General features: G+C 37.6%; 11 protein-coding genes and 1 other annotated feature. Of the genes, 5 read left to right on the top strand and 6 right to left on the bottom strand.

Annotated features, from left to right (window positions below; genetic code table 11):
* Nucleotides 1-2: 2 nt before the first annotated feature.
* From HMPREF0501_RS01335 to HMPREF0501_RS01360, 6 genes are all read right to left on the bottom strand, one after another.
* Entirely contained in the window at nucleotides 3-935 is a 933-nt protein-coding gene (locus HMPREF0501_RS01335) for an ABC transporter permease (protein ID WP_040455550.1), read from the bottom strand.
* A 1-nt stretch (nucleotide 936) separates the two neighbouring features.
* Nucleotides 937-1,869, bottom strand: coding sequence for an ABC transporter permease (locus HMPREF0501_RS01340; RefSeq protein WP_006915994.1), 933 nt, complete (start codon nucleotides 1,867-1,869; stop codon nucleotides 937-939).
* A 73-nt stretch (nucleotides 1,870-1,942) separates the two neighbouring features.
* Nucleotides 1,943-3,571: a peptide ABC transporter substrate-binding protein gene (locus tag HMPREF0501_RS01345; protein ID WP_155801141.1), complete on the bottom strand. Its 1,629-nt coding sequence runs from the start codon at nucleotides 3,569-3,571 to the stop codon at nucleotides 1,943-1,945.
* 152 nt (nucleotides 3,572-3,723) lie between these two features.
* Nucleotides 3,724-3,963, bottom strand: a binding site (T-box leader).
* Between the two features lie 171 nt (nucleotides 3,964-4,134).
* Nucleotides 4,135-4,632: a phosphatidylglycerophosphatase A gene (locus tag HMPREF0501_RS01350; RefSeq protein ID WP_006915996.1), complete on the bottom strand. Its 498-nt coding sequence runs from the start codon at nucleotides 4,630-4,632 to the stop codon at nucleotides 4,135-4,137.
* A gap of 12 nt (nucleotides 4,633-4,644) precedes the next feature.
* Nucleotides 4,645-5,490 carry an alpha/beta hydrolase gene (locus HMPREF0501_RS01355; RefSeq protein ID WP_006915997.1) on the bottom strand — a complete coding sequence of 282 codons (846 nt, stop codon included), beginning with the start codon at nucleotides 5,488-5,490 and terminating at the stop codon, nucleotides 4,645-4,647.
* 29 nt (nucleotides 5,491-5,519) lie between these two features.
* Nucleotides 5,520-7,838, bottom strand: coding sequence for a hypothetical protein (locus HMPREF0501_RS01360; protein WP_006915998.1), 2,319 nt, complete (start codon nucleotides 7,836-7,838; stop codon nucleotides 5,520-5,522).
* Between the two features lie 215 nt (nucleotides 7,839-8,053).
* On the opposite strand from HMPREF0501_RS01360, the gene HMPREF0501_RS01365 reads away from it, so the two are divergent.
* From HMPREF0501_RS01365 to HMPREF0501_RS01385, 5 genes are read left to right on the top strand one after another with little or no spacing between them, the layout of a single operon-like run.
* Nucleotides 8,054-8,965: a metal ABC transporter solute-binding protein, Zn/Mn family gene (locus tag HMPREF0501_RS01365; protein ID WP_006915999.1), complete on the top strand. Its 912-nt coding sequence runs from the start codon at nucleotides 8,054-8,056 to the stop codon at nucleotides 8,963-8,965.
* Nucleotides 8,966-8,976: 11 nt separating this feature from the next.
* Nucleotides 8,977-9,630 (top strand): metal ABC transporter ATP-binding protein, encoded by a 654-nt coding sequence (locus tag HMPREF0501_RS01370; protein ID WP_006916000.1) that lies wholly within the window; start codon nucleotides 8,977-8,979, stop codon nucleotides 9,628-9,630.
* Nucleotides 9,631-9,643: 13 nt separating this feature from the next.
* A complete protein-coding gene (locus HMPREF0501_RS01375; protein ID WP_006916001.1) occupies nucleotides 9,644-10,462 on the top strand; it encodes a metal ABC transporter permease in 819 nt (272 codons plus the stop codon).
* Nucleotides 10,463-10,468: 6 nt separating this feature from the next.
* Complete coding sequence (locus HMPREF0501_RS01380) at nucleotides 10,469-11,587, top strand: YibE/F family protein (protein ID WP_040455553.1); 1,119 nt, start codon at nucleotides 10,469-10,471, stop codon at nucleotides 11,585-11,587.
* Complete coding sequence (locus tag HMPREF0501_RS01385; RefSeq protein ID WP_040455557.1) at nucleotides 11,580-12,341, top strand: YibE/F family protein; 762 nt, start codon at nucleotides 11,580-11,582, stop codon at nucleotides 12,339-12,341. The genes HMPREF0501_RS01380 and HMPREF0501_RS01385 overlap by 8 nt, the downstream gene beginning before the upstream one ends.
* The last annotated feature ends 217 nt before the right edge of the window (nucleotides 12,342-12,558 follow it).

Here is a 12,558-nt window from a genome sequence, read left to right on the forward strand (position 1 = left end):
TCTCACCCCTTTGTATTTGGATCAAAAGCATCCCGGAGGCCATCACCAAGAAGATTGAACGCAATCATCATCAGTGAGAGGACAATCACTGGCTCCCAGAGTTGGTATTGGTAAAATTGAAATCCTTTTTCACCAGCGTTTAATAGAGTCCCTAATGATGCATTTGGTGCTTTAACCCCAATGCCAATAAAGGATAGTAAAGCTTCTAGAAAAATTGCTGCGGGAATAGTGAACATTGTCCTGGTAATCACTACACCCATCGTATTAGGTAGAATGTGTTTTAAGGCAATTTTGACGGGACTTTCCCCCATCGCTTGGGCTGCAAGGACAAAGTCAGCACTTTTGATTTGCATTGCAGAAGCACGTACCAATCGTGCCATGAGAACCCAAGATCCTAATGCAATCGCAAATACAATCGAAGTTAATCCTGGTTTAAAAATAATCAACAGAAGCATGATTAATACCAGTTCCGGAATCGAACTAATGATTTCGATAATCCGTTGCATGATGTTGTCAACGCGACCCCCGCACCAACCGGAAACGAGGCCGTAAGGTACACCAATGACGATATCAACAACTGTTGCAAAGACCGCAATCATTAGTGAAATCCTGGTGCCATATAATAACCGCGATAGCATATCCCGACCAAGATTATCAGTTCCTAATAAGTAACTTGCGTTTTGAAATGGATGTAAGTTCGATAAACTGACATTTTGCGCATTCGGATCATGAGGCATCCAAACCAACGAAATTATCGATACGACAACAACAAATGTTAAAAAGCCAAGTGAGACCATTGCTGCAGTATTTTTCTTAAGTTCTCGCCATGCCTTCGTTCGAAAGGAAAGCGAGTGTTCTGCTAATTCCCCCGAATGATTGTGGAGAACATCAGCGTTCACAAACTCAAATGACTGTGCAGTTTCAGGCTGTTTCATATTAGTGTTCCCCCTTTTCTTCGGAAAGAATGCGCGGATCAACCAGGCCATAAACAATATCCGTTAATAAAATGATGCTACATAACAGTAGGCAATAGAACATTGTTAGTCCCATAATGACCGGATAGTCGTTTGACAAGACGGAGTTAATAAATAGCTCCCCAATTCCCGGAACAGAGAAAATATTTTCCACCACCATGGAACCGGTAATGAGGGTCACGGCCAATGGACCAATTAGGGTTAAAGCTGGAATAATGCTATTCTTCAAAGCATGATGAAAAACAACTTCGCGGGTTGAAAGGCCCTTTGCTTTGGCGAGCAAAATGTAATCTGAATTCAAAACTTCTACCATTTCTGTCCGTACAAAGCGTGAAACCTGGGCCATTGGGACTGCTGATAACGCAATCGTTGGTAAAACCGTCGAAGGGAAGCCATCCCAACTGGCAACCGGGAACAGGCCGAGCTTAAATCCGAGATAGTATTGCAACAGAATTGCCAAAATAAAACTGGGGAATGAGATTCCGATTACTGCTAATGTACTGCTCGTTGTATCAACCCAGGTTCCTTTCTTCAGCGCTCCGAGACTACCGAAGATAATGCCAACCACAACGCCTAAAACGAGTGCTTGAAGACTAATGAGAATTGACGGACCAACTCGGCGCCCGATTAATTCAGCGACGGATGTACTGGTGTATTGGTAGGACATCCCAAAATCACCATGAAATAAACCACCCATATAGGAAAGGTATTGCTGCCACACTGGTCGATTCAATCCATACTGTTTTTCAACCGCTAGTTGTTGCGTCTTCGTTAATTTCATTGTATTGCCAAGTGGTGATCCCGGAATCATCTTCATTAAGAAGAAGGTTAGTGTTGCCACGATAAAGAGGGTTAAGACCATCATTAATAATCGTTTGCAAATGTATCTTTTCATAAGAACCTCCGTTTCTACAAATAAAGAAGGTCAGACAGAGGAGCAAGTCGACCTTCTTTATTGATCACGTTAATTACTTTTTCCATTGAGCATATTGGTATTGAGCAACTGTATTGAATGGTCCGTAATTTAGACCAGTGACGTGTTTTGAAACTAAGTGGGCTTGTGCTGCAGTGTACATCGGCACCCCATCAGCGTTGGTATGAACTTGTTTGTTTGCCTGTTGGAGAAGCTTGTAACGTTCGCTAGCTGACTTGGTACCGTCATTGGCTTCATTAAGCAAGTTATCGAGCTTTTCATCTGTGTTATTTGTGAAGTTAACTTTATTGCCGGTTTTCAGGAGGGAGAGAAAGTCAGAAGCGTCAGGAACACTAGAATTCCAGTCAGTTAAGTTCAATTCAAACTTACCAGCAAAATCCCGGCTAACGTGTTGGGCGTGTGGTAGAGTAGTTACTTCAACTTTGAGTCCCTTAAATTGTTTTTGGAGGGTTGATTGAAGGTATTCAGCAACTTGTTTTTGATCATCGGTATTATCAGCTAACAGATTTAATGTCATTTGTTTCTTACCGAGATCCTTTTGCGCAGCCTTCCAATAACTTTGGGCTTTTTGCTTGTTTTGTTTTTGCAGATGGCCAGCCTCTTTAGCAAAATCTTCACCAGTCTTCGGATTCTTCATATCACCCTCTGGAACCCATCCAGTAGCACCTACAGAACCGTCTTGTAAAACTTTCTTGGCAAGTTGATTATTATTAAACGCGTAGTTTACGGCCTGGCGGAAGTTCTCATTCTTGGTCAATTCATTTTGCCCATTGAAGTACAAGTAATATTGCGTTGCCATCAGGCTAGTATGAAGTTCTTTATTCCCCTTGTTTCCCTTCACGTAATCTGCAGTCACAGCAGTTTCTTGAACTTTACCAGACTTAAAGAGGTTTTGCGCAGTGTTATTATCCTTAGTAACTTGGACATTTACCTTCTTCATATGAACATTCTTTTTACCGTAGTAATGCTCGTTCTTAACGTAGCTCCATTCATCATCACTGCCCCCATTCCAGTTGGTGACTTTAAATGGTCCGTTATAAACGGCCTTTGATGATGATGAACCATATTTACTGCCTTCCTTAGCTAATACTTTATGGTTTACTGGCTTTAAATTCGCTGCAAAATTATTCCGCACGTTCACGGTTGGCTGTTTCTTAGCAAAGTTGAATTGCACTTTATATTTTCCCAGTGCTTTAACTCCTAACGAGGAAGTCGGTGCTGATCCCTTCGCAACTTGATCGTAGTTTTCAAGGTTGGAAACCTTATCCGCTGCTTGTGACTTGGTTTTTGGATCAGCCCAGTGGCGCATTGAGGCAACGTAATCTTGGGCAGTCACCTCATCACCATTACTCCATTTGAGTCCTTTCTTTAAGTTAAATGTCCAGGTCTTACCGTCATTGGTAACGGTTGGCTGTGAAGCAGCTTCACCAAGTACAACTTTATTATTTTTATCATATTTAAGCAGTCCTTCAAACGACTGAACTTGCATGGAAGTACTTGGTGTTTCGATGGTTTTTGCAGGATCAAGGGTGACCGGATTTGCTTTTAAAGTCACGTTTAAATCTCCGCTTGCTTTGTTTTTCCCACTATTGCCACAAGCTGCTAACGACATTGCTGTTAAAGCAACACCAGCTAAAGTCACCACTTTTTTGTTCATCTTCATAATTTTTTCCTCCTGTAAGGCGTTGGATTAACCGAAATTCTAATTGCTTTTTAATCTGACTAATGTCCGTAATGTCTGATTCCATGATCCTCACCTCACTCGAAAAGTTATTTGATTGAACAAAAAAGTCCTAAGTAGCTAATAAACTAGCTACTTAGGACGATCCATTTACCGTGTTACCACCTAATTTTATTTAGTCATTACTGACTAAACCTCTGAACGTACGTGTTCATACGCTGGCATGATAAAGGATGCATTCCTGGCGACCCTACTTAGTTCAAGTCACATTGCTCAAGGATGATCTTCAATGCTTGCTTAACCTTCCCCTTTCACCACTACGGGGACTCTCTGATCGTCAAGAAAACATTTACTGTTCCTCTCGTCGCAAATCTTTGTTCAATTAATTGTTGTCTAAGATATTAATTAGAATTTTCTCATTTGTCAACGACAAAATTTAATTATTTTCAAATCCAACGGAGCAGTAAGCGCTTCCTATGCTGATAAAATAGTATTTTTAAAAAGCAAAAAAATCCGTGAAAATATTATTTCACGGATTTTGATAATTATGCTTCTTGGTGGGCTAATTTACCACAGGCAGCGGCAACAATCGCTCCTAATAAATCATCAATGAATGTATTCACGTGTCCACTGTCGGTATCAAATTGCTTAATAATCCCTGACTTCACTCGATCAAGATAACCAAAGTTAGTAACCCCAATTGTGCCATATAGTTCCGCAATTTGCAGTGCCAGTGCCTCATCAACACCAAACACACCAGCATCATTTTTAATAATTGCAGCTAGAGGCTCCGCAACTTGGTTGTCTTCAGTCAAGCGGTCTAATTCTAGGCCGACCATCGCATTATTTAAAAATTCACGCTTGTGCATGACATCAATGACGGCTTCCTGGCATTCTTCATGAGTTAGTTTCGGGATGAACTCTTCCTGCATCTTAAAGGTCAAGTTTACAAGATCATCAATCGTTACCCCACGCTCCTGAAGTCGCTTAACAACAAAATTAAAGGCTTTCGTATCTGGATATTTAAAATTAGCGTTTTGCATACGTTCTCCTTTTTATTTGTACCAGAGTGTTTTTAAAATATCATTTAAGATCTGCTTTTTTTGGTGCAGTTGGACATGATTAGTATGCGGATAAACATGTTCAGCATAGTTAACCCGTTTATTTTGTAGCAGGGTGCGGAGCATCTCCGACTGAATATGTGGCACTTCACCATCAGTGCGTCCGCCCTTAGCGCCCATCCAATTATAAATTTTACCAATGCGGACTAGGGATGTGTGACGAATTTGACGCTCCATTAATTTAAAGTTACTATCCTTAGATTTCTTAAATAACCATTTCGTAAATTTAGTTCGTTCTCCGAAAGTTTCATCAACGGGAGTCCCAAGCAAAATCACTTTGGGGAAACGTATATTTTTTTGAATATCGGGCGAACTAATATAAGCATGGAGCCATTCGGTTCCACCATAGGAATGGGCCACTACATTTAAAGTGCGAACATGGTACTGATTATGTAATATTCGCATTACTCGAGTTAACTGCTTGGTTTGAGCCTGATAACCAGGAGTGTAGTTCCAATCATATAGTAACTGGATAATTGAATTTTTCTGATTTAAATTACCCTTGATGCGTACGTGACCATTGGGGGCCACCCAAATCGTCATCCTTTTTTGGGCAACATTCCTTTTTTGAGCAGTATTGATCAGTTTTTGGTAAGTCCACGTGTTACCACCCCAGCCAGGAATAAGTAAAGTTGGCGTGGACTGATACCGAACTTGTGGATTATTGATTTGAATGGACTGCTCTTTACTACCTCGTAAAAGATACAACTGAACTGCCCCACCAATCAAAATCATGATCAGAATAATTCTGAGAATGACTCGACCAACTTTGGCAATCATCTTGCCACCTTCTATCTAATGTGTCTGATTTAACCGAATAACCGTGCCCAAAAACTCTTCTTCTTTGGCTTTTCCTCTTCTGGTTCTTGTGCTGCAGATGTTTGCGCTTCTTCTGCCGCCTTTTCTGGATGCAGCTGTGGGTTAGCGACCCCAATCCAATCATAAAAGGCTGGCGCCTTTAACTCAACAAACTTACCGTTTTTACCGTTGATCCCATCAACACATATTTCAACAGGTAATGCATTCCGGTATTCTTCAATGGAATCTTTTTCAAAACCATTAAAGGTCGTCAAACGGGTAATGTCGAACAATAAACTGTTCTTTTCTTCATGATAAATAAAATCATCTTTCTGAGTAAGATATAGCTTGGCCCATTTACTACGGGCATTTTCGCCGAAATCATCCCGTAGGCCATCAGAGAAGTAATCCGGGACTGGCTCGTCGATTAATTTATAGTAATCACGGAAAATTTTTCGCGTGGTTGCTAAAAAGTCTAATTCACCAGTCGTATGGTCAAAGAGGCGCCATGGCGTACTATCGTCTTCCAAGTAGTTAGCTAGCCGCACTACGAAATCTTTAAATAGAGTATTGTTAAGATCCTTGCGAACAGCATAAATATACTTTGAAGCAACGCCCTTCTTTTCACTATCAATGACCTTATCCAGCTGAAGGTAGTATGTCCGTCGAGCAGTTTCACGCCGCATCGTAAAACCAGAATTATAGTTCGTGGTTCCGATCAATGGAGCATATGGCTTGGGACTATTAACAAGCTGGTTCATTGTATCAACGATTAAGCGACGACTGTATTGTGGCTGTTGGAAAAAGTAAGGTTCGATTTCATCGACAAGTACCGGGTATGAACTACCTTGCTTCATATACGACTCTAACGCCTGCATTGTCTTTGCTTTCCGCTGATTGGTATCTGTTGGATAAATGGTCCCAAAGTCAATTAATGAGTTGTCAGTATTCCATGTTAGTTGGTTAATGATACGTAATAACGTGGTCTTTCCCGAACCGGCACTTGCTCCTAAGATTAGAAAATTAGGAATATCGTTTCCATCTTCTGGGTTTAAACTCGCCCGTTGACGGATTTCCCATAAAAACGGGGCTGTGAATGCGTACATGATCGCTTCGTAAAATCGTTTTCCATACTCAGGAGTAAAATCAACGACAAATTGTTGATACCCTTTGATTACGTTTTCGATTTGATGGATACCATCTCGAATTTGATTAATCGTCGCTAATTTTCCAAAAGCAATCGGAAAAGTCCCCGCATCATTGGGCGTATATAGCCCTGTTTTATTATGAGCAATGTTTCTTTCGAGTGGACGATCATAAAGGAACGTCGTGTACTTCTTTTCTACAGCCAGATCCTGCGGTGACACTGCTGCGGACATTGCATTTTCAACATTTTCCGCAATAACTTCCCGCTTTTTAATTTTGGGTCTGGCAGCTCGTGGTGACACGGCTTCTTTCTCAAGCATGAGGACGGTATCCCGTTGCTTGATTGCCCGTTCTTCCTTGTCTTGATCTTGAGTCCGATTATCGGTAACGTTCCGCATTGCCAGGGTGACACCAGCACTCAGATGCTGTTTATCGATTTGGTGTTGAACGTCGTCGACAATTAAATTGGTCATTTCTCGGTGTGAAATGTCATCTGTCTCATCATTGGACAAAATAATGATGTTATCATTATCACCCTTTGCTGCTTTTAATGCTTTAAGCTGTTTTTCAGCAACTTTCAATAATTCATTCGTAAAGTATGGTTGTAAAACTGGACGAAGGTCCCTTTTAAAATGGCTTAGCAAATTTTCATATAGCGGTGAATTATCAAATACCATTACTTCTTCGAACCGATTGGCATTAACGTCAAATGATGGTTCAGTTAAGTCAACAGAACCTAAAATGACCCGCGTTTCCTTCGTTGCTGGATTACCTAAGAGGTAAAAGCGTGAATGGATGACTTGGGTTGGTGCAATTTCAAGTTTTAATACACCAGCTAATGCCGCCAGTTGGAGTTGCGAACTGAGGCTTTGGAACAACTTAATTGATTCCTTATTAGCGGTATTCAAAAGCGCGTTTGCTAAAGCATCTTTAGTAACATTTTCCATCGAAGTATAGTGATGGTAATTCGGCAAGCTGCCAATGGCAATTTCTACCTGAACAAAATGCGCAAGATGTTTATTTAGAAATTCTGGACTAATCTGGCCCGTGACCCCCATTAATTGCGGATATTTTTCTGCATCAAAGATTTGATCCAGGGTCATTTGTTTAGACTGATTGTTATAAATAATATTAATTCGATTGGTATTAACATCATTACCAGTCGTTTTGATTTCATTTGACATTCTTTAATCTCCAATAATTATTCATGGAATACATGTCTATTTTCCGCTATTTAGCCGGTTTTTTCAAGTTACTTATTATTTGATTGATGGTATTCATAGGACTTTTAATATTATGGCTATTTAAACTTTATCTTGACAAAAATAGCATGAGATGGATACAATTATTTTTGCAAATAGTAATCATTACGATTAACTAATAAAGGAGATTTGAAATTATGAAACATTTGCGTCTATTTTTAAAATTATTTATTGCTATGATCGCATTCTTGACCATTGCTGGTTTTAGTCGTGTATTGGCTTCTAGCAACAGTGATAAACCAATTCAAGTGGTCACCGGATTGGACTTCTATGGAGAAGCAGCAAATCAAGTTGCGGGAAAATATGGGCATGTTACTTCAATCATTAATAGTACCTCAATTGATCCACACGACTATCATCCAGGAACTAAACAAGCTAAACAGGTTTCTAAAGCTAACGTGGTAATTGAAAATGGCTTAAATTATGATCCGTGGCTAAATAAACTAGTTAAAAATAATCATCAACATAATTTGCAAGTAATTAATGTTGGTAAATCTGTTGCTGGTAAAAAGGTTGGTGACAATGAACATGTTTGGTATCGTCCATCAACAATGAAAGACTTAGCTTATAAATTAGCTGATAAATACAGTAAAATTGATCCTAAACACACTTCTTATTATCAAGCTAATGCTAAAAAATATGCTCAATCTTTACAATCAATTGATGAAAAAGTTAATAAAATCAAAAGTAATGTTAACCCTCAACGGAATAACGTTGCAGTGAGTGAACCAGTTTTTGACTACGCATTAAATGCAACAGGCTATCAAGTATCAGATCGCCATTTTGAAAAGGCAATTGAAGATGAAACAGATCCTTCACCAAAAGATATTAGATCCATTAAAAATGATATTAAGAATCACCGTTTAGCGTTTTTTGTTGAAAATTCACAAACTAGTGATAAGGTGGTTAATAATCTAGTAAAGTATGCTAGAAAGCATAATACTCCGGTACTTAGAGTAACGGAATCAAAGCCAAATGGAAAAACATATAAACAATGGATGATGAGTCAATATCAACAATTATCTAAAATTCAAGACAAAGAAAAATAGGAGAATTATCCATGAAACCACTTGTAACGATTAATAATCTAACAGTGGCGTTTGGAAACCATAAAATAATCAAGTCTCTTAGTTGCAAAATTATGCAGGGAGACTTTTTTATTATTTGTGGTGATAATGGGGTTGGCAAAACAACCCTAATTAAAACGCTACTTGGATCCTTGCATCCACAAAAAGGGAAAATTATTTTACCACCCAAACGAGAAATTGGCTATGTTCCACAGTTTAGAAATTTAGACCAAGAATATCCCCTTTCCATTCGAGAGTTTGTTGGATTGAATTACCAGACGGCAATAATTCCGTGGGTAACGTCAAAAGAAAAAATTGCCCAAAATAAAATCATTGAAAAAACCGATCTTGTTAAATTACAAAACCAACCACTTGGTTTAGCCTCTGGTGGTGAAAAACAGAGAGCATATTTAGCTCAAGCTATGATTAACCATCCTCCATTACTCATTCTGGACGAGGCAACATCTAGTTTAGACAACTTTATGAAATATGAATTATTAAATCTTGTTGCTAATTTTCAAAAAGACGGTGTTACGGTCATTTTTGTAACCCATGATCTCCCCTTAGCTAAACAATATGGTAATCGTTTCCTATATATGTCTTCTAGTAATTACATGATTGATTCTATAAATAAATTGCCGAAATGAAAGGAGAAATTCCATGTTTGATTTAGATTTTATGCGATACGCTTATATTGCTAGTACCTTTATTGCCATTACTAGTGGAGTAATGGGTGTTTTCATTGTCGCCCGTAAGATGTCCTTTTTAACGCATACACTTTCGGAAATTGGCTTTGCTGGTGGGGCCTTTGCTGTTTTTGTAGGTTGGCCATTGTTAAATGGAATGTTAACGTTTACACTATTGAGTTCGATACTAGTTGGCCAATTAAGCCCAAATAATGAACGAAGGGAGTCTGCAACGACAGCTGTTTCTGGATTATGTTTTGGACTAGGAATATTATTTTTGTCATTAAGCAATAAAATGTCGAGTTCTGCAACTAATATTTTATTTGGGAGCATTGTAGGCATTAGTAATTATGAAGTTAAGCAACTCGTTATCTTATCAATCTTTGTAGTTGTGATGGTTGGTCTTATCTTTAAACCACTTAAGTTTGACTCATTTGATCATATTGGGGCAACTGCCGCAGACATTAACGTCCATCTATTTTCAATTATTTTTTTGTTATTACTTGCCATTAGTGTTAGTATTGCAGCTCAAATTGTTGGTTCACTTTTAATTTTTATTTTACTAACTTTACCAGCTGCCAGTGCCCAATATTTTACTCATCGTATAAGTTTTATTATTCTTTTATCGATAGTATTCTGCTTAGTCGGTACATATTTAGGATTAGCACTAGCCTATATTACTAATTGGCCAGTTAGTTTTTTTGTTGCTACCTTTGAAGTAGGATTATATTTTATAGCTTTGTTTATCAATAAACTTGGCACACTGGTTAACCAACAAAAAATTAAAGGATAATTTAAAATGTTTAGACTGAAAAAACGTACAGCGAGATATTGGAAAATAGTTATTCTGTTACTTATGGGGTGCCTATTAATGACTTTTGCATGTCATGATCAGTTTCTATACCACCAGCCGATCGCTAAAATTACAAAAGTAACTAACAGTAAGCCACTTACACAAGTTGACGAATTTCAAAACAAAGATCAAATTACTTACCAAAAAATACAAGGCATAGTATTAAATGGTCATTATTGTGGTAAAAAAATCCATCTAAAAAATAGCTTTACTAAAACTCATGCTACAGATCAAGAGTTCCATAAAAATCGTCAAGTTTTTGTATCTCAAATTGTGAAGTCTAAAAATGGTTTGGAAGGAAATATAAAAAACGTTAAACGTGATTACGTCATTGTTTTTCTGGGATGGCTAGTTGTTACACTGTTAATTTTATTAATGAATAAAGATGGATTAAAAACAATCTTTAGTGTTATTATAAATACTTTTGTATTTATTTTTGCAATTTGGATTGACCAACACGTTTATGGCAATGCAGTTATAATTGTATTTAGCATTTTAACAATTTGTTTCTCAGCAATTAGTTTACTAATTATTTTGGGGCCAAACAAAAAAATGCTAGCAACATTCTTTTCAACGATCATCGGGACGTTGTTTTCGGTTTTACTAGGTATTTTGATTTTAAAAATAACGAAAAATCGTGGTGTCTTCTATGAATCCATGCAATATGTAACACAAATCCCTCAAACACTTTTTTTGGCAGAGTTAATGTTAGGTTCATTGGGTGCAGTCATGGATGAATGTAGTGATATTATCGCCACCTTATTTGAACTGCACTCTTTAAATCCAATGATTAGTCGACAGCAACTATTTCAAGCTGGAAAAAAGGTTGGAAATGAAATTGTCGGGCCATTGATAAATGTTTTATTTTTAGTTTTTATGACAGGAACTTTTGCCTCCAGTATTTTATACTTAAAAAACAATAATAGTTGGGGATATACATTTAATATGAATATGAGTTTAGGGATGGTGCAAAGTTTGATTAGCGCAATTGGTATTGCAAGTGTGGTACCAATAGTTAGTATGTTTGGCGCTCTTTTATTAGGAAGGAAGCAAGTTGATGAGTAGTATTTTTGCATTAAGTTTAGTATTACTAGTAATTATGATTAGCGTAGGTCATCAACAAGGCTGGACTTCCTTTATAAGCATGTGGTTAAACTTTGGCGCATTGATATTATTGTTAACTTTAATAACCTGGCATTTACCACCACTAGTACTAACAATAATTTTTAGCATCCTGGTTTTGTCAATTACGATTTTTATGGGATCCGATAATATTAAAGCAACTGTACCAGCATTTTATGCTTCATTATTAACAGTTAGCGTTACCATGATTTTAGTTATTATTACAACACATTTAGCAATGGCTTATGGATTCGGAATGGAAGATAGCGATGATTTGCAAGGAATGTCAGTTGCTTTTGGCATTAATTACATTCAAGTTTCAATTGCCATTACAACGATGGCAACTTTAGGAGCAATTGCTGAAGCATCTATTGCCATAAGTAGTGGAATGCAAGAGGTTCTACAAAAGCACCCTGATTTACGACCCTCACCACTATTTATCACGGGAATGCACATTGGTCATCAAATAATTGGTACTGCTTTAAATACACTATTTTTTGGTTTTTTTGGTGGCTTGCTATCACTTTTTACTTGGTTTGCAGGGCTCCACTATTCGCCAAGTATGATTATTAATAATCAAATTATGGTAAATGAGTTAGACGAAGTTTTAATTTCTTTTATCGGTGTTTTAATCAGTGTGCCATTTACTGCTTGGATTACATGCATTTACTCGAAACATCAATCTATAAATTCCTAAAAATATATAGTTAAATGATTATAAAGCTTTGAATAATAAACACATCATTCCATATACCACTTATTGAAACGTTACTTTAAGAATGACCACACTATGTTATAAAATAGGTAATATAAAATTAATAATAGTTCTATCTTTTTATCGATTAACTATTGTAAAGAAGAATGGAGATCTATGAACCTCGAAGAATTCATGGATCTCCATTCTTTATTAGGGT

Origin of the sequence: Limosilactobacillus coleohominis 101-4-CHN (assembly GCF_000161935.1) — a bacterium.
Classification (GTDB): Bacteria; Bacillota; Bacilli; order Lactobacillales; family Lactobacillaceae; genus Limosilactobacillus; species Limosilactobacillus coleohominis_A.

Excerpts from the sequence above, each read along its gene's own strand:
- HMPREF0501_RS01335 (WP_040455550.1), bottom strand. The coding sequence starts at position 935 with ATGAAACAGCCTGAAACTGCACAGTCATTTGAGTTTGTGAACGCTGAT.
- HMPREF0501_RS01340 (WP_006915994.1), bottom strand. The coding sequence starts at position 1,869 with ATGAAAAGATACATTTGCAAACGATTATTAATGATGGTCTTAACCCTC.
- HMPREF0501_RS01345 (WP_155801141.1), bottom strand. The coding sequence starts at position 3,571 with ATGAAGATGAACAAAAAAGTGGTGACTTTAGCTGGTGTTGCTTTAACA.
- HMPREF0501_RS01350 (WP_006915996.1), bottom strand. The coding sequence starts at position 4,632 with ATGCAAAACGCTAATTTTAAATATCCAGATACGAAAGCCTTTAATTTT.
- HMPREF0501_RS01355 (WP_006915997.1), bottom strand. The coding sequence starts at position 5,490 with ATGATTGCCAAAGTTGGTCGAGTCATTCTCAGAATTATTCTGATCATG.
- HMPREF0501_RS01360 (WP_006915998.1), bottom strand. The coding sequence starts at position 7,838 with ATGTCAAATGAAATCAAAACGACTGGTAATGATGTTAATACCAATCGA.
- HMPREF0501_RS01365 (WP_006915999.1), top strand. The coding sequence starts at position 8,054 with ATGAAACATTTGCGTCTATTTTTAAAATTATTTATTGCTATGATCGCA.
- HMPREF0501_RS01370 (WP_006916000.1), top strand. The coding sequence starts at position 8,977 with ATGAAACCACTTGTAACGATTAATAATCTAACAGTGGCGTTTGGAAAC.
- HMPREF0501_RS01375 (WP_006916001.1), top strand. The coding sequence starts at position 9,644 with ATGTTTGATTTAGATTTTATGCGATACGCTTATATTGCTAGTACCTTT.
- HMPREF0501_RS01380 (WP_040455553.1), top strand. The coding sequence starts at position 10,469 with ATGTTTAGACTGAAAAAACGTACAGCGAGATATTGGAAAATAGTTATT.
- HMPREF0501_RS01385 (WP_040455557.1), top strand. The coding sequence starts at position 11,580 with ATGAGTAGTATTTTTGCATTAAGTTTAGTATTACTAGTAATTATGATT.